This is a genomic window from Pectobacterium odoriferum (genome assembly GCF_009931295.1).
GTDB classification, from domain to species: Bacteria; Pseudomonadota; Gammaproteobacteria; order Enterobacterales; family Enterobacteriaceae; genus Pectobacterium; species Pectobacterium odoriferum.
In genome coordinates this window covers 1696877-1723305 of the sequence record NZ_CP034938.1, presented here as the reverse complement: position 1 = coordinate 1723305, position 26429 = coordinate 1696877, and the positions used below count along the sequence as shown (strand labels likewise).

The following is a 26429-nucleotide window of genomic DNA, read 5'->3' as shown; positions in this document are numbered from 1 at the left end:
ACACCATGACGCACTAGAACATCCACCTTACTGGGGTGTGATCAGCAGCGTGGTGTTAGGGTTGGCTTTCTTGAAACGGTGATACTGTAAGATCAAGGTGGCGAGATCGTCATCAACAGCATAGAAATATGCTTCTGGAACATCCAGAACCGCCGCGAACCGAGAAACCAGCCCAAAATCTGGCGCACTGACTCCCCTTTCGTATTGGCTCACACGAGAACTTGCCGTTTCCTCATCCAAACCAGCGAGGCAACCGAGTTCTGCCTGTTTTAACCCCTTGTTCACTCGGGCTAGTCTTAATCGCTTACCAATCACAGTGTTATCCACGGTACTGATCAACATAGATTGATTATCGCTTCTCTCACTAAGCTCTTCTTAAAGCATTTCTTTCTTAAATAAATTTAATCTTTATTTTTGGTTGTTTTTTCACCCATAATAAAGATATAGTTTACTGGAAGAAGTAAAATTTCAATCCAAGAGGAGGAAGTATGAACATTGAACAACAGGAACAACGAATGGACTGGCATCCTGCCGATATCATTGCAGCCCTGCGCAAACGAAAGACGACGTTAGCAGCCGTATCACGTGAGGCAGGGCTTAGTTCATCAACGCTTGCAAATGCACTAAACCGACCCTGGCCGAAAGGTGAACGACTGATCGCCGACGCACTGGGCATTCCAGCGAGTGAAATCTGGCCGAATCGTTATTTCGATTCACAAGGGCAGCGCATTCCGCGAGAAATTCGTCATAAAAACAATTAGATCATTTGCTAGTTTAAGCGCCAACCATCAGGGAATAACATTCTGGTTTCCACTCGATTCAACCATGCAGCATCATCAATTGGTTCGTTAATTACCTCGAACCAATTGATATGCCTGATTCAGGGTGTGTCCCTTCTTTTTTAATACAGAACTTTTACTGTGTTGATCTAAATAAAATCAGCAACGCTTGGAGTAAAAACCGACATAATCGAGATAGCTCGTTTGGTGATGGCTTCCTAATTTAGATATTTTTTGTGACGGCCAGCTAAAAGCAATCAATAACATCATCGTTATCCCAACAACCCCTCACTAATCCTATTCCTCATTTTCAGAATCCTATCTATACGTCGTGGCTGCATTAAGGAAACGTTAGCCACCTATGCAATATATCATTTTCATATAAAGGAGATGAATCATGATAACGAAAAATAGGATTTTCAATACCACTAGTGATGAATTTAACTGGATTACGATACCAGAAGCCATAGTTATCGCTACTCAGGTAAGAAACTCACCGTTAACAGAAGCTGATATTTATCGCCATGCCTTATATGGAGACATCAACCTTTCGATCTATTTCCAATCTCCAGTAATCTTACGAAGAATAAAAACATCAAATGCTAAGGCAAAACTTATGCCTATAGGCAATCATTTGATTAACCAGCTATGCATTCTCGAAAAGAACTGTTTCATCAATAACAGAAACTTAATCGTCATTACCGAGGGTAAATATACTTACCCCACTCAACAAGTGATTGATACAACGCTTATCGGCTATGAATACGTTCTGGTTCAACGTTTATTAGCGAGATCTCTTGGTATTCCACTACCCGTAGTCGGAGAAAATCACGTTAACTATGGTCTTACTGTCAATATCGGCGACGATCACTTTCAAATATTTGAGAAAATCAGGTATCGCGAAAGAGTAAAACAGCAAATCATGAGATTTCCTAAAAATATCGCATCACATATTACTGAAAAAATCCCAAACCAGAAAACAAACCATTATAGCCATAGAGAATATTTTCCGATTCATGATTTGCCAAAGGATGCCTGTTTTGTCATCAAACATGCCGAACTTGAGAAATTAATTAGCATGCCTGCCAAAAATGATACTTCGCCTCCCACCTTAACACGTATATCTACGCCGTTATCCAGATTGTTCTGGCTTGCCTGTAAAAACAATGAGTCTATCAGCCCATTAATCAGGCAACCCTATAAGCTTCTGTCCATCTTTGAACAATGGGCATCAGATGAAGGCATGATAGATCGATTCAGCGGTGATACGTTAAAAACAGCACTTGAGCGTGGTTCACCGACGTCCATTTAGGCACCCAATTACAATGACATTACACGCTTCAATCTAAAAACCCGTATTAAGGATTGTGGTGTCCGTAATACGGGCTCTTCAACTTTCACTCCTTTCCTCACTGTGTTTTTTTGTCATCTCCGGGCATATCCCATTTCTGCACTGGAGGTATTTATGACAGCTCATCAGTTATTACGCCTGAAACAAGTAGAAGTAAAAACTGGTCTGAAACGCTCACAAATCTACCTGTACATGAAAGAAGGCACCTTTCCCTCTTCAATAAAGATTGGGCCAGCCAGCGTCGCCTGGCTGGAATCTGAAATTGACGACTGGATTAACCTCAAATTAGCTAACCGCTTAACGCGCTAAGAGGAGATAGAGCATTATGTTCCCCTCCTTGAATTACACGGTGTTAACAAACGCCCTTGCCGCGCTTAAAGAAGGCAATTTTCGTTATTGTGAAACGTTAGGATTCACATTCGACGAATTGAATGCCCTCAATCAGCTATCACTCGACGAACTGTTTATCGTCAGCAGGGCATCGACGCAATTTATGTCGATCACAGTTCGTCACGACGCTCTAAAACAGATTCTGACGTTGTCCCGCCAGGAGGCGCAACGCCAGCAACAAATTAATCGTGCCATCAGATTGAGGGGGTCTATTGCACTCCTGAATCATTTTTTTGGCCTCACCTCAAATGAGGTCTGCACTCGCCGCCGGTTGCTGGGTGTCACCATCCCTTATGGCCGAACGCCTATTCCAGATGAAATCGTTGATGCTGAAATCTGGCTGTCATGGCAAAAGAAACGCACTGAGAACCTTGATACGCCTGATGCGTTGGAAGCAATGATGCAGATTACTGAATCATTGTCTTCCCGCGAAAAAGGGCTTTCCCTGACTGCCGTCTGGAACCGTATCACCCTTTGTGAGAAAGAAGCACTGAACAGGAGGACATCGCATGCCAGATGAGATCGATCGCGATCAAGAATTTAATGAGCAACGTCTGGAAGAGATGATTGAACAGAACCGTTTCAAGCCAGCAACTACGCCCTCATTACATTACTGCCGTTTATGCGGTGAATCCATTCCCGAGCAGCGACGGCAAACCCTACCTGGAGTGACAACCTGTACGGAATGCCAGACTATTCTTGAGCGCCGTCAGCGCTGATAACAGGATGACATTCGCGCAGAGAAGTTATCTTCTCTGTGCATTTTTTATTATCTGAATAAATACCATGCATATTATATGCAGTGAAATATTAAAAAAAACCATCACCATAATTACTTATCTGTATTGGTTCAGACTTGAGCTGGTAGTTTTCTGTGTTAGAACACTATTAAACCTGACAGTCTGCAATGAGCGAGGAGCCGACATTCCAAGTGCAGGAGTTAAGGCAATTGCGTATCTCTAGCATCCGTCGATGCCTTTTGTCATTTTCCCGGTTGTTAAGCTGAGTAGAGCCTTTCATAATACTGCCATTCACTCAGCTATATTATTGAAAGTCATGACAGAAGCGTCTTTTCTCTACCTGTCTACGATGTTGTTCCAAAGACCGCTACCGACCCAAAAAAACAGCATATCTCGGCACCCAGAGTGAAAAATAGCAGGCTAACGCGCCTTCTCAGACCACGGATATAAGAGACAAAGCTTAATGAAGGAGATTATTGCCTAAATGCAATGCAGCCTATTAGCGGTGGGATTAATCTTAAAAAGTCGGTATCAATCTGAGGAGCCATCAAGCAAGGAAAATGCTATTAAAGGCCATTTTTCACAAATAATTTATCGGTTTAATAATCAACAGAGAGCAGGTCAAGTAGATAAACTAAGGAATCATAATGATTCCAAATAAAAAATCATCATTGCCATTGAAATAGCATTTAACTACTCCCATCTTACACACGAAGCTACATCGTGATTATTATCTTCCCCGACAAGGCCACTGAGTCCTTCTTACGTTTGTACTAATATTCAGGCGAGAGCGTTTATGACAAATTCTCTGATGCTGGCTTCACGCCACATCCTTCTTGCAGGTAGCATTTCCAATACAACTGAAAACAATATCATCGATCGGGCGCACGAATTTGTCGATAAGTTCGTCGATGCGGTTTTGCAAGCGGGTGGCGGTTTTGTAATCTATGTTGCCGCAGAACCGGTCAACGCAGATGAGAAGCCATTGCTTTTCGATTGGACCATCGCTAAGGCTGTTGATAAACGAATCCCGAGTGAAAGCACACAGGTTAGACTGAAAATTGTGGCCTCTCATGAGCGCTTGAACACTAAGGCCAACGACGCTCAGCGTCGATTACTCTTTGGCATGATTGCGCGGGGTGTCGCGGAGCTTGTTCCTCTCGAAGATGAAGTGGTGACAGGTGGAAACGTTGGGGATGAGCAGATTGAACATGCGACTGCAATGGTAGCTCTTGGCGGAGGTAAAGGAGTTCTAGACCGCGCTTATAAAATGTCCAGAAAACACTTACCCGTATTACCTCTTGATTTACAGCTTGGTGCAAACAGCGAAGATGGCACAGGTGCAATAGGAGTTTTGAAAAAGTTTAATACTGCTCCTCTAACCTATATGCCAAATACCGGTAATAAGGTTATAAGTTCACTACCAGCATTGTCTCTACAAAATCCTTGTATGAGCTTGTCTCAAATCAGTAATCGTATCGTCAAAATTTTCTATGAGGAAGAGCAAGCCCGAAAGGACGCTTTACCACCTGATGTGCTGCTGTTAACAGCATTAGATGTCGAATTAGCGGCGGCTAAGCAGGCTTTAGGAATCTCCGAAGACGCAGAGCATAGAACAACTGAAAATGGCCTTCATATTTGGAGAGCACCTGTCAGCAAACGAGGCGGCAAAACAGCTAGTTGCGTCCTAGCTTGTTTTGCTGGTGCGGGCAATGTGGACGCGGCCTCTGTGACTACCATGCTTCTGGGCGAAATTAAACCTACCAGCGTGATTATGTTGGGGATCGCTGCTGGCCTTCGTGGCAAGTGTTCATTGGGTGAGGTCATTTTCGCCGATCGGATCGTCGCTTACGAGGGGGCGGCTTATGTGCAAGGTGGTGTTGTCGAAAATAGACCTGATATTTCCAGACTGACTATGTCAGTTCGGCAGGATGTCAGTTCCTATCTGTCGAGCAGAAGTGCACTCGAAACTCGCCTTACTGAAAGTTACAAGTTGCTGGGGATTGAATTTCCAAAACAGACTGATGCAGGTCCTGTCTTCCAAGAGGGTATCCCAAAAACAGCGACAGTTGCGAGTGGAGAAAAGCTTCTGAGGGATCCGGAAAAATTTTTAGGCATGCGTGAGCTTCATGGCAAAACAGAGGTTGCTGAAATGGAAGGCGCTGGCCTTTTTGCTGCATGTGCTAACTACGGTAAACCAGTTCTTATGGTTAGGGGAATCAGTGACTTTGGTGATTCTAAGAAAGATAACAGATTTCATCACCTTGCAGCAATGGCCGCAGCGGCGGTCACAGTTGACTATATAGCAAACGGAATGACGCTGAAAGATTGAGACTTATACCACTATTGTTAATTAAGGATAATCATGCCCTTATCTAATACAGCTCTTGAATATTACGACGATAAAGTCCTGCGATTATCACAAGATAAACGCAAGGAGTATCACAAACAAGTCGACAATCTTGTAAAAGAATTGAAGGCGCGCATCACTGATAAATCAAAGATTCGGGTTAAGAAGGTGGTGAAAGCAGGCTCTTTTGCCAAATTTACCATCTTACGTAAGATTGATGATTATCCCACGGATGTGGACGTTGTGTTCTACATTACTGGAGTAGATGAAGACAGTAAGTCTTATGAGGAATTGTGCAACCGAATACATGAGTTATTGATTGAAATCTATCCCAACAAGAAAGTTGATGACTTTGAGATTCAGCGGCGCGCGGCTAAAGTTTCATTCATTAAAAGTGGACTTGAGGTCGACGTTGTACCTGTTTTACAACATGATTCACTCCAGGACCACGGTTGGCAATTCGATATCCAAAGCGGGGCCAAAAACCTCACTTGCGCACCCTGTCATATTGAGTTCATCAAAGCACGTAAGGCCAAAGATAAACACTTCAGAACTTTGGTTCGTCTGGCGAAGCGCTGGAAGCATTTTTATGATGTCCCGGGGCTTAAATCTTTTCATATTGAACTCATCTTGGCCTATCTCGTCGATACCGATGGCGCAGCTGAAAGCATTGAAAAACGTTTTCGGGAATTCTTAGTCTATATAGCTCGTTCAAAACTGAGTGATCGAATCGACTTTCCAGAAAATAATGGTAAGCCCTCATCCAGTTTTAGTGATCCGGTTGTCATTATCGACCCAGCAAGCCCGGAAAATAATGTTGCTTCACGCATAACAGCGGAGGAAAAAGAACTCATAACAAAATCAGCTGAAAAAGCAGTGGAAGCGGCTACATTTGCATCAGTTGAAAACGACGATGAGGTTTGGAAAGAAATCTTCGGTCCTCGTTTTAAAACTAAGGATTGATAAATATGAGCACAAATACTAATACGACTACATATACAGTTGCTGATGTTGAAAAAGTCATGCGTAGCGTAAAAGCAGATTTTATTATGATAGCTGGTTCAACTAAAGCTATAACAGAAAATGATGCCGCAAATTATGCCCACGATATCGAAATTCTGGCTAAAGGAAACCATATCAAGTTTGCTGATGTAACACTCATGAACGGCTTAACAGAAGTGAAAGCTATCAGATACGTCTTTCATCAGGAAGGAGCGACTGGCTCTGAAAGACCTGGTGGCGTTATATGGCCGCTCACACCTAAAGATCAAGGGGGTTGGGTACGTATTCACCTTCGCTACTCTGAATCTTCATCACCGGAAAAAAGAAGAGGGCTTCCGTTTAAAATCTCATGGGGACCGTCTTCAACCGATGTCAGTCATAAAGACTTAACCTCATCTACGGGTAGAGGCTATAGCAGTAATGGATTCGGCACAAACAGAGAGGATTTTTCGTGAGCAATCAATCCGTATTTGAAGTTAAAGAAAACCTACCAACTGCTCAGCTTAATGCGCAGTCCCAAAAATTATTAGGTTTCGAAGCACGCTATGTGCGCGTCAAAAAGCGCCTTCAACTGATTTTACAAGCCGATGAGCTGGACCGATGGAGTCAAGTACATCACAGAAAAAAACTCACTGTAATTGGTTTACTGAATGAACAGTATCCATTGGCTATTTTCCACGGAGACGTTGGTACAGGTAAAACAGCGAATGCTGAGGCGATTGCGAATCGACTAGCCCGTGAAGCAAAAATTGAAGATGCAATTCTCTTCAAGCTTAGCAATAAAGTTCGCGGTACGGGTAAAGTGGGTGAAATGGGAACCCTGATAACTCAGGCCTTTGAAGACATTACTAGATCCATAGGTCCTGGTAGAGGACGCGCATTCCTTATTATTGATGAAGGGGATTCGCTAGGGGCTTCTCGTAGTCAGGTTCATAGTCATCATGAAGATAAAGTGGGTGTGAATACGCTCATTCAATCCATTGACAATGTGCGTAAACACAGCGGGCGAATTTTTGTCATTCTCTGTACAAATCGCCTCGCCGCTCTCGATGCTGCAGTTATAAGACGTGCATCGATTGTTGAGGAATTTACCCGGCCTTCAGATGTGGAACGTCTTGAATTATTTAAAAATGATCTGCAGGATATGGGATTCTCCCCCCATGACTTGTTGAAGCTTGTTAAAGCAACTGCCGTAACAGATACAAAGCCTGCTTGGACATATTCAGACATTAGAACGAGGCTATACCCAGCGGCTGTATCTTTAGCATTTCCTGATTCACCATTGAGAATTGAACATTTTTATCAAGCCGTGTCTGAATTAGAACCTTCACCCGTGATGGCTGGGTAATTCAGATGACATGTTGGAGCGTTCAATGAATAAGAATAGTGAAGTTTTTATCTCAGTAGATATTGAAACATCTGGCCCCATAGTAGGTGAGCATAGCATGCTAACTTTAGGTGCTTGTCTGGCATATAAACCTGATGTGTCTTTTTCGATAATGCTTAAACCTATTAGTGATAGATTTGTAGCTGAAGCATTAGAGGTTAGTGATCTGACGCTGGCAGAAACAAAAAAGAAGGGAGTTTCTCCTGCTGAGGCAATGACGAAATTTTCTGAATGGATTGAAGGTACCTTAACTGAAGGTTGTAAGCCTGTATTTGTTGGGTTAAATGCCCCGTTCGACTGGGGATTCGTGAACTTTTATTTCCTTAAATACCTCGGAAAGAACCCATTTGGATTTACTGCCTTGGACATCAAAGCTCTGTTCATGGGAGTTACTGGTTGCTCATGGGGTGATACTCGATCTAGTGCGATTGATGCAATTGTTAAACCATCCAAACAGGGAGACCATAATGCTCTTCATGATGCCCAATATCAGGCTGAGCTTTTCCGCTCGGTATATGAGATGAGTAAGAAAAAATAGAATTAGTGTTTTTTAAAAGGTCAATCTCTTCGAGTGTTATTTTTATGAACGTAAGAGATTGGCCGGATTGTACATTGCTTTAATCAGAGTGAAACATGGTTATATGATGTTCTAAAATATAGATTTTAACTTCATAATTTAACTGGAAAAAAGATGAGTGATAATAAATCGTTGGCATTCGAACATGCATGGAAGTATTTTGAAATTCACACGCAGCAAAGGATGACAGTTTTTAATTTTTACATTGCTATCATAGGATTACTTGCCGCAGGCAGTGGTGTGTGTTTGCAGCAAGGTGGTAAATATGTCTACTTTGCATCCGCTATGGGCGTGTTTATAATATTCATGTCTTTCATTTTCTTTAAGTTAGATGAGCGGGTGTCTTCACTTATAAAGAACTCTGAAGCTGCTCTCATTAAGCTGGAAAAAGGCTTTGATGAGTTTAGTTACGTGATTTTTCATAAGGAAAGTTCTGACAGTTCAGTCAATACCTCATTGTTTTCAGTGTGGACTTATGGTCGTTGCTTCAGGGTGTCTTTTTTTGTTGTGGCAAATGTCGGTTTTATTCTAGCGTTATCTCCATTATTTACTGTTTTTCTTATGCAGTAAACTTGTGCTCAAGGCGAATAAATCTATTCAAGTCGCGGTTTTAGCAAAGTCTGATACGGAAAATTCCGCGCAATTTGTCGAAGACGGCTGGGTTAAGCTCTTAGAAGAGGTACTCACGACTGATGCTGAAAGCATATTTACAAGGTTCGCGGACATGCACAAAGAAGATATCAGTACAGGGCACGTCTTTATCACAGGTTCTGTTTTCAGCAGTCTTATGACCGTCATTTTGAAATAACTTCTTCGAGTGGCTTTGACTCTCGCCAAAGCCACTCGAGGCAACCGAAAAGTTATATATTATTGTATCTTTAAAGTTCGCTAAGTTAGAATTTCCGCTCTTGACACAAATCTGTCTGTCAGATTAGGCATGCCAATAAGCTACAATAGCACCAGCTCAAATCCAAGCCAATACAGCCAACCTTATATAATCACCACACTACACATTTTCTCTCTCATTCCATTTTTGATTTTCTCATTCTCATCCTGACGCCTATATCGCACGCTAATCACGCCACCTTCAACTGGCGAGCTTTATGGACGTTTATTCGTCCGGGGCGGGTATTGCTCTTTAACAATGCGAATCGGGCTGTCACACAACCACTGTAGTAGCCCCCATTTAAACCGGACACTTCATCAATAAGACATAGGCATAGACCTATGTTTAAGGAGTGTCTTGTGCAAAGAATCGAAGTGATCACTGGCGAGCAGAAGCGACGCCGTTATACTGCCGAAGAAAAATCCCGTTTTGTTGCGCTGTCCATGCAACCCGGCTATTCCGTTTCTCTGGTTGCCCGGCAATATGGCATTACACCCAGTCTGCTTTTTAAATGGAAACGACTTATGAACGAAGGTGGCCAATCTGCGATCGCTGCTGGCGATGACGTTGTCAGTGTTGCTGAAGTTAAGGCACTGGAAAAAAAGGTAAAACAGCTTGAGCAGATGCTGGGACGTAAAACAATGGAAGCCGAAATCCTCCGCGATGCGCTGGAGATAGCGCAGTCAAAAAAGTTGATATCGCGCATGCCATTGCTGCCACCGGACGATATCCCCTAATCCGGATAACACAGGTACTGCAGGTATCACGCTCTAATCTTTATGAACGCCTGAGTGGGCAGCGACTGCCCCGTATGGCGCGTTACAGCAAAGAAGCGGATGAGGAATTATTGCCATCAATCAGACAGATATGCAGCCAGCGCTCGACAAATGGCTATCGCAGGGTCACCGCACATCTGAATCGCAGGTTAAAGGAAGACGGTCGCCGGGTAAATCCAAAGCGGATATACCGGATCATGAAACACCATAACCTGCTGCTGGCAAAATCGGGTCATGAGAAAAAACACCGCAACCATACCGGTAGTGTGATCACACTGAAACCGGATACCCGGTGGTGCTCTGACGGCTTTGAAATCCGCTGCTGGAACCGTGAAGTGGTACGAGTGGTGTTCAGCCTGGACTGCTGTGACCGAGAGGTTATCGGCTGGAGTGCCACCACAGGGGGTATCAGCAGTGTAATGGTACAGGATCTGCTGACAGAAAGTCTGGAGAAGCGGTTCGGTAACGCACTGATGGTCCCACATGCAGTAGAATGGCTGACTGATAACGGCAGTTGCTACATAGCCGATGCCACGCGTACGTTCGCCAGTTCACTGGGGTTCATCGTGTGTACCACCCCAGTACGTAGCCCGGAAAGCAACGGCATGGCAGAATCGTTCGTCAAGACGTTCAAGCGGGATTACGTCTACGTAAATGACCTGCCGGATGCAGTATCAGTGATGGAAAAAATGGCAGAATGGATGGAGGACTATAATAACCTGCATCCGCACAAGGGGCTGAATATGAAATCCCCACGCGAATATCGCGATGCCATGTTAGCTGCTAATTAGCCGTGTCCGTTTTAGTAGGGGCAACTCCAACCACAATTCAGGGTGCCGCTGAATGTTCTCGCTGACCCGTTGAAACCGGAATGCAGAATCGGGATGTGATCGATTGAGTTATTCACCATGACTTTTTATTAAAGGAAATAGCATGAGAAAACCTACCTATCACGTATTTGTCACGCAGGAAAACCAGCCCAACTCAAACCGAGAGAAAAACACGTACTGGACAAAAGTCGGTGTAGCGTTCGCTCATAACGGAAAACCCGGATTGAACATCGTACTGACACCCGGTATTGCGGTCTCCGGTAAGTTGGTACTCCTTGAACCGAAAGACGATAACGATACACGCAGACTCCTCCGCTCGATTAACGATCAGCTCTCACACTCCTTCCCTTGCCACCGTAGTCTGATGGCTTCGTGTGGCTCGACTTTTTACCGAGGCAACCATGCTTTCACCCACAGCCTTTCTGGTGGCGGCCATGCAGTGTGCCGCCACAATTCACCCCTCCACAGCGTTTGATGTAGCTAAAGTGGAATCCAGCTTTAATCCTTACGCTGTCGCTGAGATTGTGCCGAAGGAAGAAAGAGCGCCCGATAGCATAAGTGTCATTTCTCATCAGCCCACCAGCAAGCAAGCTGCCGTCAACACCATCAACCGGGTAAAGGAAAAAGGTCGCCGCTATTCGGTCGGTCTGATGCAAATCACCAGCACCAACTTCCGGCATTATGGCGTGACGGCCCATGACTTGTTAGACCCCTGCATCAATCTGTCCATTTTCGAGCGCATCCTTACCGACTGCTACCAGCGAGGCGGCACGCTGAAAAGAGCACTCAGTTGTTACTATTCCGGCAATTTCGATACGGGTCAGCAGCCAGAATCTGCCTTTAACCAAACCAGTTACATCCAGCGTATTGGCTATGCTGTCCCGTCAACGCGGGAAGATCTCAAGCGCAGTACCACCAGCCAATCCACTTCAGAGATTCATTATCCGACCACCGTCCTGCGCGGTGAGCTCACCGATAAAGCCACACCTGTGGTGGCCTCCTTGCACTATCCCGACACCATCCTTCGCGGTGATATATCCCTGCCTGTGATTAATGAGGAGCAATGACGATGCAAAAACGTAAATACTGGCCCGCGTTTTCTTCCCTGTTGATATCAACCCAAACGCTGGCAGCAGGAAGCGGATTTAATAAAGCCAACGATACGCTGAATAATACCTCCACCGGTTTGCTCGGGCTGGCCGCCGTCACGATCACGCTGGCAACCATGTGGGTAGGTTACAAAGTGCTGTTTGACGGTAAAAGCCTGCATGAAATGCGCAACGTCATTATCGGAGCCATCCTAATCGTCGGCGCATCGGGCTTTGGTGCCTATTGGGCATCCTAGGGGGAACCGATGACTACCCTGAACAAAGCGCTGACCCGCCCTGCCGCCATTATGGGCATCCCTCTCGTCCCGTTCGTGATCGTCAGCGGGGCTATTGTCCTGCTGTCGGTTTACACAAGCTATTACCTTGCCTTGTTATTAATCCCTGCCTGGCTGGAAATGAAAGCAAAGGCCCGAACGGATATTCATTATTTCGGACTGCTGTGGCTGGCCTTTAAAACCCGTGGGCGGTTTGCCACGGATCGCCATTTCGGTGCCCGTGCCGTGCTGGCAAGCCACTATGACGCCGTCGATGTTTCGGAGTTTACCGCTAAGATGAAATTAAACGAGCGCACCACGCTGGATAAATACATTCCTTACTCCTCCCACATTCACCCTCACATCATAAGAAATCGCGCCGGTGATTTAGTCGCTACCTGGGAGTTGGACGGTACTGTGTTTGAATGTGAGGACGAGCATCATCTGACATTGCTGGCAAGCCACCTTAACAACCTGATCCGCTCGTATGAAGGGCTACCGATCACCTTCTATATTCACCGCATGCGAGAGAAATATCAGGATGGCTTTGATGCCAGTTCGGGCATTCCCTTTTCAGATGAGGTCACTGAACGCTATTACCAGCCACTAAAAGAGAAACCGCTCTGGCGGCACCGACTTTTTTTTACCGTCTGTTATGTCCCTTTCTCCACGCTGGAGAAAAAAGTCATGAAGACGCAGACCGCCGGAAAAAGGAAAGCGGCTCTGGATGATGCACTGAAAAAGATGCTGGAGCACCATGAAGCCATCCACATCGCCCTGTCGCGTTATGTGGCAACACCATTGGGCCTTTATGAAGAAAAAGGTCGGGCTTACTCCTCACAACTGGCTTTCTATCATCGGCTGATTACAGGTAAATGGCAGAACGTGGCAGTGACGCGCACACCGTTTTATCACACACTCAGCACGCCGGATGTGTTCTTCACTACCGATACCGCCGAATGTCAGACGGTCGGCGGCTCCCGTTTCTTCCGCAGTCTGGAAATTAAAGACTATTCACCAGAAACCTATACTGGCCTGCTCGATGCGCTGCTGTATGCCGAAAGCGAGTATGTGCTGACGCAATCTTTCACCTGCATGGCACGAGATGAAGCGCAAAATCATATCCGACTGGCAGAAAAACGGCTGAACTCAACCGATGATGACGCCATTTCACAGCGAGAGGAATTGATCGCCTTACGCGACCTGCTCCAGTCTGGTCATGTGTCTTGCGGCAAGTATCACTTCTCGCTGCTGGTCTCGTCCGCCAGCGCCGATCAGGTAGTCAAGGAGACCAATGCGCTGGCTCAGCCTTTTAACGATCTCGGCATAATGACATCCCTGTCTACGCTGTCATTACCTGCCGCTTATCTGGCTCAACTTCCCGGCGTGTATACGTTACGCCCCCGTCTGGTGATGGTCAGTAGCAAGAATTACGCGGATATGGGGAGTCTGCATAACTTTCATCCCCACAAACGTCACGGCAATCCGTGGGGTGAGGCTATTGCTATCCTAAAATCCCCCGGTGGTGGCGGTTACTATCTGAATCTGCATGACAGTCAGGCAGGACGGAATGACTTCAATGAGAAAACGCCTGGGAATACCGCCATCATCGGTAAAACAGGTTCAGGAAAGACCCTGCTGATGACGATGATGAAACAGTTGATGCAGAAGTACCGTAATCCGGCGACATTTTCCGCCTCAGCCACCATCAAGCGGCTGACCACCGTTTACTTTGATAAAGACAGAGCGGCAGAAATGTCGATCCGCCAGATGGGCGGTCGCTACTTCCGTATCCAGACTGGTATCCCTACCGGATTCAACCCGTTTTCACTTGCACCCACACGACGGAATATCAGCTTTATCAAGCGGCTAATCCGCATGCTGTGCCGTCGTGACGGTAAGCCACTCGATCCCCGCGATGAAGAGCGTATCAGCACTGCGGTGGATACCATCATGCTGGACTATCCGCCGGAATATCGCCGTTATGGCATTACCCGATTGCTGGAAGTATTGCCAGAACCACCGACCAAAGCGGGTCGCGACGGGTTCAGTCTACATAGCACCAGATTTTACTTACGATGATGGTCGCTTTATCTATCTGGGATTTTCTCCCGTCAAAATCCTTCCGTCTATCTTCCGGCTCGTTAACGGGCAGGAACAGACCGTCACGCCCCGCATAACCAAACACGGAAACTATACCGTGGTCGTCGTGCGGGCAATGTCGCCACAGTTGGTATTGCGCTACGGCAGCGCGGTAGTCGGGATTGAGAATACGTCATTTGGCAACGCTACCGCTGGCAGCGATGACACCGTTTCATCTGTCGTTACGCTGGAGGCTAAATGACTGATAAATCCATCCCAGAGACAACGGAAAAAACCGTGGCGGAGCTGGAAGCCGAAGCCCGTGAACGCGCCCGTTCAGCGATAGCGAGTCAGGCACCGGAGCAGAACACGCTTCCCGGTCAACCCAAAGTCACCCGTTTCAAGAAAGCCTCAAGCCGCCGAACGCTGATAGTCATCTTGCTGAGTTTAATAGTGCTGATTGTGCTGGCATTGGGTGGAGATCGCTTCCTTGTCGCATTAAAGCAAAGCGATGATAAGGCGGTTGAAACCACAGCACCGCCATCAGCCAGTACAGAGCAACACGAGCGTAAAAACCTCGGCATGGACAACAATCCGTTCGGCCTGTTCGGTCAGGACAAACAGGAAACTGCAACAAATACTCCCCCAATACAGGCAGCACCACCGCAAGAGCCCCCCGCTTTAAATAAGGCAGCGGCACTGGTCGATGGGTCAAGTAGTGCCGCTGATTCCACACAACGCGGTAATACCCAGGCTTCACAAACGGCACCTTCCGGCACACAGCACAATCAGAGCAAAGACGCACCTGCAACCACATCTGGCACAGAGGCTAACAACGCCAATCCCGGTGTCGCAAAAGTGACCAGCGTCAGGCGACTGGGTCTCGATCCCAATCTCTACCTGCCGGTTGATCGCTATATTCCTTGCTCAATGATGCGACGTTTTGTCTCTGACGTGGGTGGCCGGATTTCCTGCCTTATCGGCGAAAATGTCTACAGCGCAAACCATTACGTGAAGTTGCTCCCTGCCGGAACCGTCGCCAGAGGGTTCTACCGCACCGGGGCGCTGCAACATGGTCGGAGCCGGATGTTTGTCATCTGGACGGAATTACGCACACCGGAACCCGGTAGCCTGCAAATCCCGCTGATTGATACCGAAGCCACCGGTCCATTGGGTGAGGCAGGGATTAGCGGCTGGATTGATACCCATTTCTGGGAACGGTTCGGCAATGCATTGATGTTGAGCACCGTACAGGACGTGGCCGCCGCCGCTTCAGATTCAGCACCGGGGAAAGACCGTAATACCGATTACACCGAAAACACTCGCGCCGCCGCGTCAGAAATGGCGAAAACAGCGCTGGATAACAGCATCAATATCCCGCCCACGATGTATCTGAATCAGGGAGATGTGATCGGCATCATGACCGGTACGGATATCGATTTCTCTTCCGTTTATCAACTGCGGCTGAAAAAGAGGTGGTATGAGCGCTGAAAACCTGTCGCTGGATTTTATGAAAAACCAGTTATTTGGTGAATTTCTGCCACTGGCAGGCCTGACGGAAATCGCCATCAACCGCCCCGGAGAGATCCACACCAAAATAAACGGTCGATGGCAGAAGCATGATTCTCCGGTTACGTTGCGTCAGTGCCATGCGTTTGCCAAAGCACTGGCCTCATGGAATGAGGACAATATCGATGATACCTCCCCTATCCTTTCCGCCACATTAGGATCAGGTGAACGTGTCCAGATCATTATTCCCCCAGCCTGCGAGCGGAATACCGTATCAATTACGCTGCGAAACCCGTCATTTGAGCAGAAAACGCATCAGTCCTGGATTGATGCCGGTTTTTATAACCGGCTAGCGGGTAAGGAGAGAAACGAAAGCAGAGATGATGAACTGACCCGATGCTATAACAATGGTGATATTCCCTACTTTATCGAAAAGGCCATCGAGTACGGCAAAACCCTCTTTATTGTTGGTGAAACCGGCTCCGGTAAAACCACCTATATGAAGACGTTGCTGCACTATATTCCGTCACATCTCAGGCTAACCACGATTGAAGATAATCCTGAAATCCGTTTTTACCACCACGCTAATTATGTCCATCTGTTTTACCCGGCAGATGCCGGAGACGAGGCGATTATCACACCCGGCAGACTTATCCGGGCGAATTATCGCATGAATCCAGATCGCATTCTGCTGGCAGAAATTCGTGGGCGGGAGGCGTGGGATGCGCTGAAAATTATTGGCTCAGGGCATGAGGGTCTTATCACCTCCCTGCACGCAGGCAGCGCGGAAGAATGTATTGAAGGGATCATTGACCGATGTTATGAAAATGCAGATTGCAAAAATATCCCGTTCGATGTGCTGTTACGCAAGGTGCTTAAATGCGTGGATATCATCGTCAGCGTAGATATTCACGGTGATATTCGTCGGATGGGTGATATTTATTTCAAACCGATACACCTTCATCAAATGAAAGAAACCTTCAGATAAAAAATAGCTAAATTACCTGTTATTCCCAATAAAGGTATTTGATATGAAAACGATCCTATTCACCGCCTGCCTTTTCTGTATGAGTTTACTACTGCCCTCTTCCGTAATGGCCGCTGATGCCTGCGAGATTGTTTTATGTCTGTACGGTAAAACAACCGGTAATGGTGGAGAAAATGAATGCCTGTCTGCTGAACGCACTTTCTTTACTATTGTTAAAAAGAACCGACACGGATTTCACCCTAACCGTACCGCCGATGCACGAAAAACCTTATTGCTCGAATGCAAATCAGCCGACCCGAAAGTTATCGACCAGATAATTAATAAGTTTGGCCGTTTGCGTAATTGAATTCAAAGAAAAACGGTAATAACAACATCCGGATTGTTACCATTCCCCTGTCAAATCTGGATGGAAAACTCGACACCGATCATGACGATTTTAGGCTTTTAAATTTATGCGAATAGCAGAAATTTAAAAGTGGCGTAAGGCGAGTAAATTCAATTTCAAAGAAATTGCTAATTTGCGTCGCCGAACCCATCTGCAAACAGCCGCGCCCACGCGGATTTTGCAGACCGGGGGGAGCCGAATAAATTTCGCCGCCCCAGCGAGCGAAAAGCTATCGCCCACGATAGCGGTTTATTTGGGGGGCTTGCCCCGCACACCGTCGCAGCTAAGTCTCCGGCCAAAAGTCGGTAGCGTGGCGCGACCAACCCCTTTAAAGGTCAGCTTCCCTTTTATTCACGCTGCGAGGAACGAGCAAAGGGAATAAAAAGGCGAAAGCGACCGTCTTAAAGGGGTTGGTCGCGCGTAGCGGGCGACGGTGTGCCGCCTTTGCCCTTGGGGGTTTTGGCGCGGCGTCCAGCCACGACATTACCCCATGTGACATGCAGTGAGAGCGTCCAGCACAAGCGTAATGTCACACGCCGTTGCCCGTCATTTGGGCGTTTCAGGGAACTGACGACCATGCGTCGGCTGTTTTCTGAAAGCGCGGATACGGGCATGAGCGTCGGAGACGTTCAGTGCTTTTCATTCTTTTATGGGCGTCATCAATAGGCGTCTCGTATGGGCGTGGGGTTTAACGTCCATCGGTGACGCCCATGTGATGCGCCCGTCACACCGAAATCAGACCGGAGGTCACTGTAATGGGAACTCATCTGATGCAAAGGTTGAATGCCTTTACGGATGTCTTTTCTTTTTTTCTGCTCTGGCTGCAACATAACCCGGTAATATTATCCATATTTGCCGGACTGACGCTGCCATTTATATTTAATCTGCCTCGTGAAGAAAGAAAAAATGCCCCTTTTGGTTAAAATTGGTGGCGGGTGTATCCACCTTCTTTTTCATATTTGGCACCCTGTCACCGCTGACCATTCAGGGGCTGAGTTTTTTCTTTAAAGTGCTCGATAATAACATCTTGCTCAGATTATCACGCTGGATACTGACTGTCGGATTTACGCTGGCAGGTCTGGCTTTTCATATTGTAGTCCGAAGGCTGCTGACGGGGGAAATCGACAGTTTAAAACATAGGATGATTAAAAAAAGCAAGTTGGAAAGAAATGTCAGAACGGATGTTCGTGAAGTCAGAGACATGCTACCTGACAGCATTTCATATAGTCCGCTGGATTATATTGACCTGAATAAAGGTATTTTTATCGGGCTGGATAAAGACGACCAGCCGCAATATATCACCGCCGAAGAATTTCAAACTCAGCACGCCGACCTTATCGGCACCACAGGTTCCGGTAAAGGCGTCAGTGCCTGTGTACTGCTTTATCAGGCAATACTTTCAGGTGAAGGCGTATTTGTCGAAGATCCTAAAAATGATGAGTGGGCACCGCATGTACTACGGGAAGCTTGTCAGAAAGCGGGAAAAAAATTTGTTCTTATTAACCTGAATGACCTTAATTTTCAGCTTGATTTACTGGCTGATATTTCTCATGAACAACTGGAAGAGCTGTTTAATGCAGGTTTCAGCCTGGGTAAAAAAGGCGAAGGTGCTGACTTTTATCGTATTGCCGACCGTCGTGCAGCCAGAAATACGGCAGCTATTTATGAAAAAGAAATGACGTTACGCGACTTATTTAACACTGACTTTGTGAAATCCCTCAGTGAAGATGTGCCTGCTTTTTATGGCGAGCTTGAGGAAATCGCTTTAGTGAACTCCATTAATGCCAATAAGGGATTTTCCCTAAAGACCATTTTTGATGAAGGCGGATGTTGCTACATCATCGGCTCGATGCGTAACCAGAAAATCATCTCGGCTCAGCGCATGATTTTAACTCGCTTGATTCAGATAGCCGAAACGCGTGACCGCATAAAAGGGAAACTTCGCCCGGTCGCTATTTTCCTTGATGAACTCAAGTATCACCTGTCCCGCCCTGCGCTTGAAGGACTTGGCGCAGCGAGGGATAAAGGCGTGCATATCATCATGGCTCACCAGTCGGTAAAAGATTTATATGACTGTCCGGCAGATCTGGAAGGTGATGCCGTTGCTGGTTCGGTGATTGAGAACTGCAAGTTTATGCTGGTTTATCGCCTTCGCGATCCGGATACTGCCGACTGGGTCGCCAGAATGACAGGCTCTATATTGGTTGACGATGAAATGAGGAAAGTTAAAACGGATATATCCCTGACGGAGAAAATGGATACTGACAGGATGATCCGTCAGGCTGAACGATATTATATAGACAGCAACATGTTGCTTAACCTCCCCAAATTTGTTGGTTTTGTTTTTACCCAGAACGATCTGGCGAAGGCAACCAAACTATTCCACATACCAGCAAAGAAGCAATATATCGACCTGTTTTCATTTGAGCATAAAAACCCTCCGCATACCGAAAAAGAAAATCAGGTTCACAAACCCTCCATTAACCTGTGAGGCTATCAATGCTTATTCATAACGTTACTGAAAGAAATGAAGCCGCAAAACGGAGAATGTGGGCATTGCTGTATTTTCTCAAGGAAGAAACGTTCTCTGATTTGCGGACCTTAAAAAAAGTTGTCGGCTATAAAGGAAAACATAACCATGCGATGTATAAACTGCTCAATAAAGCGGTTGCGATGGGCCTCCTGATTAAACACGAATATCCGGTATTGACCGGGAAAAAATCATTGTGGGGGCTCAGCATGCAGGGACTGGCGATGGTGGTTAGCGCTGATGACAAGGTTTTCCCTGCCTATTTTGAACCAGGAAAACTCAAACACTCGACGCTGGAACATCGACTGTTAAATCAGCGGGTCAGGATCGCCCTTGAGGAAAAAGGCGGTACAGGCTGGCTTAACGGCGATCGGAGAGAATTTATGTCGCGATACCCGGGCTTCCGGCACCGACCGGACGGCATTATTACCTTAAGCAGCGGTGCCATCGTTGCGGTGGAAACAGAGCGGTCGATGAAAACCCGCGCCCGTTACATCAGCATCATTAACAGTCATCTCGCCGCCAGCGACGCCGGACGCTGGCACTATGCGATGTATGTTATGCAGAACAACAAAACCAAAATCGCGCTCATCAGGCTGTTTGACAGTATCAGGACGGTGGTAAGGAACGGAATTTCGGTTCCGTTTGATGCGAAAAACCGGGAGATGTTTCTCTTCCGCACGATAGACGAACTTGAACAGGCTCCCGCCAGCCACGATTAAAGGCATGCCTGTTTGACAGCATAGAAAAAAACGTCAGAATCCGTCGATGAGGAAGTCTATTGCGGCCTTTACCTGAGTGCGGTACTGCGATGCATCACAAAACACCGCCCCCAGAGCCTGGACAGGGATACTTGCCAGCTCGTGGGTCATTACGGCGTATTCTTTGCCGTCCGTCAGCATGACGACGGGGACAAGGCGATCCGGTCGGCGACCTGCCGGATACTTTTCAATAGGGAGCAATGGGATCACTATCCGACGATTCAATTGCCCGATAATATCGCTCGTGACATCGAGCAACAGCGGGTAAACGACGCTTTTCCCGGTATTACCGTATACAGTGAATTGCATGGTTAAAACGTCCTGTATTCATCGCTGAAACAATCCTGCTCATCATGAAAACGATTTAGTGCTGCGAGAGCCTCCCTGTTTTCTTCCTGCCATTTTTTCGCTTCATGAGAGCGAAGCTCTGCATCCAGGGCAGTTGTCAGGGTAGCACTCAGATTAATGCCCGCCTCACGCGCTCTTACCAGTAAGGCACGCTCTACTGTCATGGTCACGCTCTGCGTGTTGCGTTGTTTCCCGGTCATGGTTTCTCTCCTGCATGAAATACGTGTGAATTACACGGCATAATGCACTTATCATAACACTAAAAACAGGCTCTGCTACCGTTGCAGTCCTGCAAACTTCACAGCCAGTCGTCATACCTGAGCCGTCGTTTACAGCAATCACCGATGTACAAACGCCGTTTGCGGGATGCGCGGGCTCTTTGCCGCCCGCACCCGCAGCCTGCAAATTTTCCGGGCATATTATGTCCAGAAAATTCGCAGGGAAATTTAAACCTCTGTCACCTTCCCTGCCCGATATAAGGTTAAAGCCGCACTCCTTTGCAGCTTTTTATTCTCCAACTCAAACCTTATCCATCAAGTAACGATGCGCTTTTGAGGCGGCGCTGGCCGCTTTGAAAACATAGCGCTTGTCGTTTTTCAGCGCCTGGAGCCATGAGGCAATATAGCTTTCATGCTGCACCTCTCCAACAATCCCCAAATCCGCTATCAGAAAAGCACTTCCCAGCTCAGCCACTAATTCCTCCTCCGCATAATCTGCACTGCCAAATTTCCCTTTCATTTCACGGTTAAGTCGTTTTTTACCACCGCTCCAGTGAACCAGCTCATGCAAACCAGTAGCGTAGAAATTAGCTGCATCTGAAAACAGATGGCGCTCTGGTAGCCAGACTTCATCGGTTGAAGGTCTGAAAAAGGCGTTTTGTCCTTTCTCAATGATGTTTGCGCCGCTCTTCTGGAACAGATTTTCGGCCTCCGGCAACGGGTCAAAGGTTGCTTCCGAGCTGACTGTTTCAGCTGTCAGTGGAAGGCCATCAATTTGTTCAACATTGAACACATTGAAGGTTTTCAGCATCGGGATCTGGTCGATGTCACCGTCTTCGTTTTCTTTCTCTAAGGTTGTATAGAAAATGGCTGTCGTGCCGTGCTCGCCTTTGCGAACCTGCCCACCGACTGCCTGTGCTTGTTTGTAAGTCATCCAACGTGAATCACCGAAGCCCTGTTCTGACGCACTGCACCACAACAGCATGATATTCATTCCGCTATACGCGATACCGGTTGCGAAGTTGGAAGGCAACCCAGACATGCCCGGCACTCGTTTCCACGGGCAAGACCATGGTTTTACACCGGCTTCAAGCGCTGCAATGATGTTGTTGGTGACAGTCTGATAAACATCGGTTTTGGCTTTAGAAAATTTCGTTTTTGAGGAGCCTGACTGCTCCAGCGGGGATACGCTGGTCGCCGCTGCGGTGTTAGGGGCGCTAATCTGGGTATGCAGGGAAATGGTCATGTTTTTTCTCCGTCAGTGGTGTGATTTTCGTCTTCGTATCGCCTGACGGTTCGCTTTCCCTACATCGTTCCGGCCAGCAAGGGCGCAGAATGCGTGCCATTTACCCTTATATGTTGATGTTGCTGTAAGATCCCTGGTGTTGGATTTGGCAAGGTTCATGCAGCACGTATTTACCCCAGGGTTTTTAAGCCCGACCGCAAGCAAACCGCGCATGAACTGAGCCACTCATTTGAAGCCCGTACAGTTGAATGAACTAAATTCGTATCGTAAGGAGGGGTAATATGAGTCAGCCAGTTCAGCAGGTTATCGGTATTGATGTGGCAAAACAGTCACTGGATATTGCCGGAACGGGAGAATTCGCTTCATTCACGGTGAATAATGCAGAAGATGGCTTCGCCGCGATCCTGAGAAAACTAAAAGAGATCAGCGTCTCATTGGTTCTGATGGAAGCCACTGGTGGTCTGGAATCGGCGGTAGCATGCAACCTTCAGGCGGAAGGATATGACGTAGTCGTTATCAATCCTCGTCAGGCTCGAGATTTTGCCCGCTCAATGGGGTATTTGGCTAAAACCGACAGACTCGACGCCAACGTGTTAGCGCAACTGGCACAAGTCATCGACTGCAGTCCTGAACGCAGCCGCTTTATTCGCCCATTACCAGAAATCACTCGTCAGGAACTCACAGCGATGGTCGTACGGCGTCGCCAGTTAAACCAGATGCTGGTTGCTGAGCGGAACCGACTTTATCCATCTCATCCAGGTAATAGGGAAAGTATTGCCATCATAATTGATGCGCTAGAAAGCGAGTTGAAGCGCATCACCCGCCAGATGAATAAATACGTGATAACACACTTCCAACGTCACGCAGAGCTGATTTCCAGCGTAAAGGGCGTGGGTGAAGCCACTGTCGCGACTTTGTTAGCAGAGCTTCCTGAACTGGGTAGACTCACACGCCGGGAAATAAGTGCACTGGCAGGCGTAGCACCGTTTAACAGAGATTCAGGCAAAATGCGCGGGAAGCGCACCACCTTTGGTGGCAGAGGTAGTGTGAGAGCAACACTCTATATGGCAGCGTTGACTGCTACGCGGTTCAATCCGGTGATCAGGGCGTTTTACCTGCGCTTGCTTTCCGCCGGGAAGGCCAAAAAGCTTGCTCTGGTTGCTTGTATGCGCAAACTGATCGCAATTTTGAATGCCATGGTAAGGGATGAGCAGAAATGGGACATTGCGCTTCATAACGTAAATTAAAAACGCTTTCTCAAAGACAGTTGCTTGCGGGACGGGTTGTGTTGGGAAACGATTAACCGGAAGCTGATACGAGAGAGGAAGTCACGCGGGAGAAAAAACTGCCCCTGCATAGCCGGGCGTAGCGCCCCTTAGGCCGAAGCGGTGAAATGGATGCAGAAAGCTCACTTAGAAGTGATTGGTGTGGTTTAGCTAGTTATCCATCATCGTGATAAATATGCAGAATCAGACATTACACAATAAATACAATATGTTGTGAAATTCATGATAGTATAACTATAATAGAAAGCGGTTTGTTTAATCCCCGAGAAATCATAAGCCAAAGTGTTGATGTCATGATTACATGGGATAAAAGGAAACATGCATATTTGGGTAATTATGTGATAGACTAAATCACAATTGCTTAATTAATAAGGTAAATTTAAATGAAGTTGAATATTGAAAATTTAGGCACTGTAAAATCAGGTTTTTTCTCGACAAATGATTTAACCATAATTTTTGGCAAAAATAATTCAGGGAAAACATATCTTAGCTATGCCACATACATACTAGCAAAAAAATTCAACGAAGCAGTTAAAAATGAATTTCCTATTATTGACATTTTAAATAAAAGTAAAGAAAAAACATATATTGAAAACATTCATCAAATAAAAATTCCGCTGGAAAATCTTTTCTACAAAACAACAGTTGGCAAGGTACAAAAGATCACAAACGGCATTCTATCTACAGGGTTTTGTGTAAACCCTGATTTTTTTAAGAAAACAAAAATAACATTTGATTTCAATTCAATTTTAGATTTGGCAATCAAAAAGAATCTTGAAACCTCTGTCTTACATCCATTAGGTTCTCAGGTAGCGTTTATCAAAAAAGAAAAAAATTCCGATCATCTAATAATCACCTTTAGTAAAAACACACATATTCAGACGGAAACAGTAGATGACAACACTAGAGAATTCATGGATCGATATTTTTGCGACACTATAACAGATGAATTGGTATCTTCTTTGTGTGATCTAGGAATTAGCAATCCATTTATTATTACATCTGAGCGCACTGGAGTAGAATTATTTTATCCTGAACTAGATAATAATCGCAGTTACATGGCTGAAGAATACCTTAGAAAATCAATACATACTATATCTTCACAAAAAAATAGCAATTTTCGGCATCACTTCGAAAGAAATATATCTAAATACTCCCTGCCCGTGGCCGATAATATTAGAGCTATACGTAATGGTAACTTGAAAAAAACTAACAGTGAGTTGTCTAAGACAAAAAACTTTAAAAATATTAAAGATAGTTTGGAAAAAATGACAAAAGGGGAATTCATCCGCAATGAATTCGGTGATACAACTTTCGCAATAAAAAATAAAAAAGGAGATTTAGAGGCAGAAATCCCGTTGCAAGTAGCATCATCATCCATTAAGGCCATGTCATTTATTGACTTGTATATCAACAAATTAGCTCTAAAGGATAGTACTCTTATAATTGACGAACCAGAACTTAATTTACACCCTGATAATCAAGTCATCATGGCCGAGCTAATTGTAAGATTAGTTAACTCTGGAATAAAAATAATAATGACAACACACAGTGATTATATCATACGGGAGATAAATAATCGAATTAAGCTTAACAGAATAAAAGATAAAAAAGATAAGTTAACACAGTTTGTTGAATTAGATATAGATATATTATCACCTAAGAAAGTCAATGTATTCCATATAGAAGACAGTGGTGTTATTTCCGACATTTCCGTTGATGATAATGGTATTGAAACAGTAATTTTCGACGATGTAATAATATCAACCTCAGACAGAGAAGATAACATTAATTACGAATTGGAATATTAAAATGATAGATATTATTGCAAATGTTTTAAATGACAAAGTGAAAGTGGCATTAATAAAAACTCAAAAAGGCTCATTATTAAAATTTACCGAAGACTCCCCCTCCAGCAAGATAAATAAAATTGAAATCGAAGATATACCTGATAATAGTATAGCATTTACTCTTGACTATAACGACCCATCAGATAGATCTTTTAAAAAATTATCTCCCTATTTCAATCCTGAAAATGACATTGGAATCAACAAGTCGTGTGATCTTGTTATCCTTAGTATAAAAAACACTCAAAATGATGACGGCAGTCAAAAAGCAAAAGCCGATGTACTCGTGACTGACTTTAAATCAGACACAGTTGGACCAAGAGGTGCAATTCAGATAGAAAACTCAATCCTCTTTGTTGACTATATAATAAAATTATTAGAAAAATTTTACTCCTTAAAAATCAATCCATGTTTTATTCGAAGAATAATTAGCACTCATGCCAAAAAAAAACCTATTGGCACTAAAAATAAAACTGACCGTTCAATTCTAAGAATCGTATCAGTCAGTGTAGATAAACAAAAAAAATGCACTTTAAAATACTCAAGAATTATATCATAATAGCGAAAACAATCTCATTAGCACTAATAAGTTAGAATCAGTCGATAGCTTTAATGATTTTTAATCAATCATGGATTTGTGAATACATTTGTCTTTTTTACACGTATTTTTAATATTTCTAGTTTTTCAGACAGCACTATTCCGACGCCAGGTTATTCAGGAGTTAATGAGGGCGTTTTCTGTCATATTAAGACAGCCAACGCTCTATGATTCCCTTCCCTTCATTCTGCATAAGAGTA

The 26429-nt window shown here is 45.4% G+C and carries 25 protein-coding genes and 4 pseudogenes; 25 read left to right on the top strand and 4 right to left on the bottom strand.

Annotation, left to right across the window (positions count from 1 at the left end):
- Positions 1-27: 27 nt before the first annotated feature.
- Positions 28-342: a helix-turn-helix domain-containing protein gene (locus tag EO763_RS07665; protein ID WP_161528578.1), complete on the bottom strand. Its 315-nt coding sequence runs from the start codon at positions 340-342 to the stop codon at positions 28-30.
- Positions 343-488: 146 nt separating this feature from the next.
- On the opposite strand from EO763_RS07665, the gene EO763_RS07660 reads away from it, so the two are divergent.
- The 22 genes and pseudogenes from EO763_RS07660 (at position 489) to mobC (ending at position 20647) form a co-directional block, all read left to right on the top strand.
- Complete coding sequence (locus EO763_RS07660; protein WP_014699383.1) at positions 489-761, top strand: helix-turn-helix domain-containing protein; 273 nt, start codon at positions 489-491, stop codon at positions 759-761.
- A 415-nt stretch (positions 762-1176) separates the two neighbouring features.
- Entirely contained in the window at positions 1177-2091 is a 915-nt protein-coding gene (locus EO763_RS07655; RefSeq protein WP_161528577.1) for a hypothetical protein, read from the top strand.
- A gap of 153 nt (positions 2092-2244) precedes the next feature.
- A complete protein-coding gene (locus EO763_RS07650; RefSeq protein WP_024108950.1) occupies positions 2245-2439 on the top strand; it encodes an AlpA family transcriptional regulator in 195 nt (64 codons plus the stop codon).
- Between the two features lie 16 nt (positions 2440-2455).
- Positions 2456-3040, top strand: coding sequence for a DUF2857 domain-containing protein (locus EO763_RS07645; protein WP_161528576.1), 585 nt, complete (start codon positions 2456-2458; stop codon positions 3038-3040).
- On the top strand, positions 3030-3239 hold the full coding sequence (locus EO763_RS07640) for a TraR/DksA family transcriptional regulator (RefSeq protein ID WP_161528575.1): 210 nt from the start codon (positions 3030-3032) through the stop codon (positions 3237-3239). The genes EO763_RS07645 and EO763_RS07640 overlap by 11 nt, the downstream gene beginning before the upstream one ends.
- Positions 3240-4056: 817 nt before the next feature.
- Positions 4057-5592: a 5'-methylthioadenosine/S-adenosylhomocysteine nucleosidase gene (locus EO763_RS07635; protein WP_161528574.1), complete on the top strand. Its 1536-nt coding sequence runs from the start codon at positions 4057-4059 to the stop codon at positions 5590-5592.
- Between the two features lie 33 nt (positions 5593-5625).
- Positions 5626-6573, top strand: a complete 948-nt coding sequence (locus tag EO763_RS07630; RefSeq protein ID WP_161528573.1) for a CBASS oligonucleotide cyclase — start codon at positions 5626-5628, stop codon at positions 6571-6573.
- A gap of 5 nt (positions 6574-6578) precedes the next feature.
- The gene (locus tag EO763_RS07625; protein ID WP_161528572.1) at positions 6579-7067 is read left to right on the top strand and encodes an HORMA-1 domain-containing protein; all 489 of its coding nucleotides are present in this window, start codon (positions 6579-6581) and stop codon (positions 7065-7067) included.
- Positions 7064-7960 carry an AAA family ATPase gene (locus EO763_RS07620; RefSeq protein WP_161528571.1) on the top strand — a complete coding sequence of 299 codons (897 nt, stop codon included), beginning with the start codon at positions 7064-7066 and terminating at the stop codon, positions 7958-7960. The genes EO763_RS07625 and EO763_RS07620 overlap by 4 nt, the downstream gene beginning before the upstream one ends.
- Before the next feature lie 25 nt (positions 7961-7985).
- Complete coding sequence (locus EO763_RS07615) at positions 7986-8537, top strand: 3'-5' exonuclease (RefSeq protein ID WP_161528570.1); 552 nt, start codon at positions 7986-7988, stop codon at positions 8535-8537.
- A gap of 153 nt (positions 8538-8690) precedes the next feature.
- Positions 8691-9146 (top strand): hypothetical protein, encoded by a 456-nt coding sequence (locus EO763_RS07610; RefSeq protein WP_161528569.1) that lies wholly within the window; start codon positions 8691-8693, stop codon positions 9144-9146.
- 657 nt (positions 9147-9803) lie between these two features.
- A protein-coding gene (locus EO763_RS07605) for an IS3 family transposase (protein ID WP_244321988.1) occupies positions 9804-11029 on the top strand; the annotation gives its coding sequence in 2 pieces (ribosomal slippage) (positions 9804-10146 and positions 10146-11029; 1227 coding nt in all).
- Between the two features lie 142 nt (positions 11030-11171).
- Positions 11172-11366: pseudogene (locus tag EO763_RS07600) on the top strand (hypothetical protein); the annotation flags it as partial.
- A gap of 103 nt (positions 11367-11469) precedes the next feature.
- Positions 11470-12135 carry a lytic transglycosylase domain-containing protein gene (locus EO763_RS07595; protein ID WP_161528568.1) on the top strand — a complete coding sequence of 222 codons (666 nt, stop codon included), beginning with the start codon at positions 11470-11472 and terminating at the stop codon, positions 12133-12135.
- Entirely contained in the window at positions 12132-12413 is a 282-nt protein-coding gene (locus tag EO763_RS07590; RefSeq protein WP_161528567.1) for a TrbC/VirB2 family protein, read from the top strand. Before EO763_RS07595 ends, EO763_RS07590 begins: the two co-directional genes overlap by 4 nt.
- Positions 12414-12422: 9 nt before the next feature.
- Positions 12423-14471 (top strand): annotated as a pseudogene (locus EO763_RS07585) (VirB4 family type IV secretion/conjugal transfer ATPase); the annotation flags it as partial.
- A pseudogene (locus tag EO763_RS07580) lies at positions 14458-14775 on the top strand (TrbG/VirB9 family P-type conjugative transfer protein); the annotation flags it as partial. The pseudogenes EO763_RS07585 and EO763_RS07580, both read left to right, overlap by 14 nt.
- On the top strand, positions 14772-16004 hold the full coding sequence (locus tag EO763_RS07575; protein ID WP_161528566.1) for a TrbI/VirB10 family protein: 1233 nt from the start codon (positions 14772-14774) through the stop codon (positions 16002-16004). The pseudogene EO763_RS07580 and the gene EO763_RS07575, both read left to right, overlap by 4 nt.
- The gene (virB11, locus tag EO763_RS07570; RefSeq protein ID WP_161528565.1) at positions 15994-17010 is read left to right on the top strand and encodes a P-type DNA transfer ATPase VirB11; all 1017 of its coding nucleotides are present in this window, start codon (positions 15994-15996) and stop codon (positions 17008-17010) included. Before EO763_RS07575 ends, virB11 begins: the two co-directional genes overlap by 11 nt.
- A 43-nt stretch (positions 17011-17053) precedes the next feature.
- Positions 17054-17356, top strand: coding sequence for a conjugal transfer protein (locus EO763_RS07565; RefSeq protein ID WP_161528564.1), 303 nt, complete (start codon positions 17054-17056; stop codon positions 17354-17356).
- Between the two features lie 794 nt (positions 17357-18150).
- Positions 18151-19886, top strand: a pseudogene (locus EO763_RS07560) (type IV secretory system conjugative DNA transfer family protein).
- An 8-nt stretch (positions 19887-19894) separates the two neighbouring features.
- Positions 19895-20647: a MobC family replication-relaxation protein gene (gene mobC, locus EO763_RS07555; protein WP_161528563.1), complete on the top strand. Its 753-nt coding sequence runs from the start codon at positions 19895-19897 to the stop codon at positions 20645-20647.
- A 33-nt stretch (positions 20648-20680) separates the two neighbouring features.
- Here the strand turns inward: mobC and EO763_RS07550 are convergent, their stop codons facing one another.
- The 3 genes from EO763_RS07550 to EO763_RS07540 form a co-directional block, all read right to left on the bottom strand.
- Entirely contained in the window at positions 20681-20995 is a 315-nt protein-coding gene (locus EO763_RS07550) for a CcdB family protein (RefSeq protein ID WP_161528562.1), read from the bottom strand.
- Positions 20996-20997: 2 nt separating this feature from the next.
- Positions 20998-21234: a type II toxin-antitoxin system CcdA family antitoxin gene (locus EO763_RS07545; RefSeq protein WP_161528561.1), complete on the bottom strand. Its 237-nt coding sequence runs from the start codon at positions 21232-21234 to the stop codon at positions 20998-21000.
- A gap of 319 nt (positions 21235-21553) precedes the next feature.
- Positions 21554-22498, bottom strand: coding sequence for an ArdC family protein (locus tag EO763_RS07540; protein ID WP_161528560.1), 945 nt, complete (start codon positions 22496-22498; stop codon positions 21554-21556).
- Between the two features lie 281 nt (positions 22499-22779).
- Here EO763_RS07540 and EO763_RS07535 point away from each other — a divergent pair, with 281 nt between their 5' ends.
- The 3 genes from EO763_RS07535 to EO763_RS07525 all read left to right on the top strand — a co-directional run bounded on the left by EO763_RS07535 (position 22780) and on the right by EO763_RS07525 (position 26190).
- The gene (locus EO763_RS07535; protein WP_039494396.1) at positions 22780-23745 is read left to right on the top strand and encodes an IS110 family RNA-guided transposase; all 966 of its coding nucleotides are present in this window, start codon (positions 22780-22782) and stop codon (positions 23743-23745) included.
- 422 nt (positions 23746-24167) lie between these two features.
- Positions 24168-25595: an AAA family ATPase gene (locus EO763_RS07530; protein ID WP_161528559.1), complete on the top strand. Its 1428-nt coding sequence runs from the start codon at positions 24168-24170 to the stop codon at positions 25593-25595.
- A 1-nt stretch (position 25596) separates the two neighbouring features.
- Positions 25597-26190, top strand: a complete 594-nt coding sequence (locus EO763_RS07525) for a hypothetical protein (protein WP_161528558.1) — start codon at positions 25597-25599, stop codon at positions 26188-26190.
- The last annotated feature ends 239 nt before the right edge of the window (positions 26191-26429 follow it).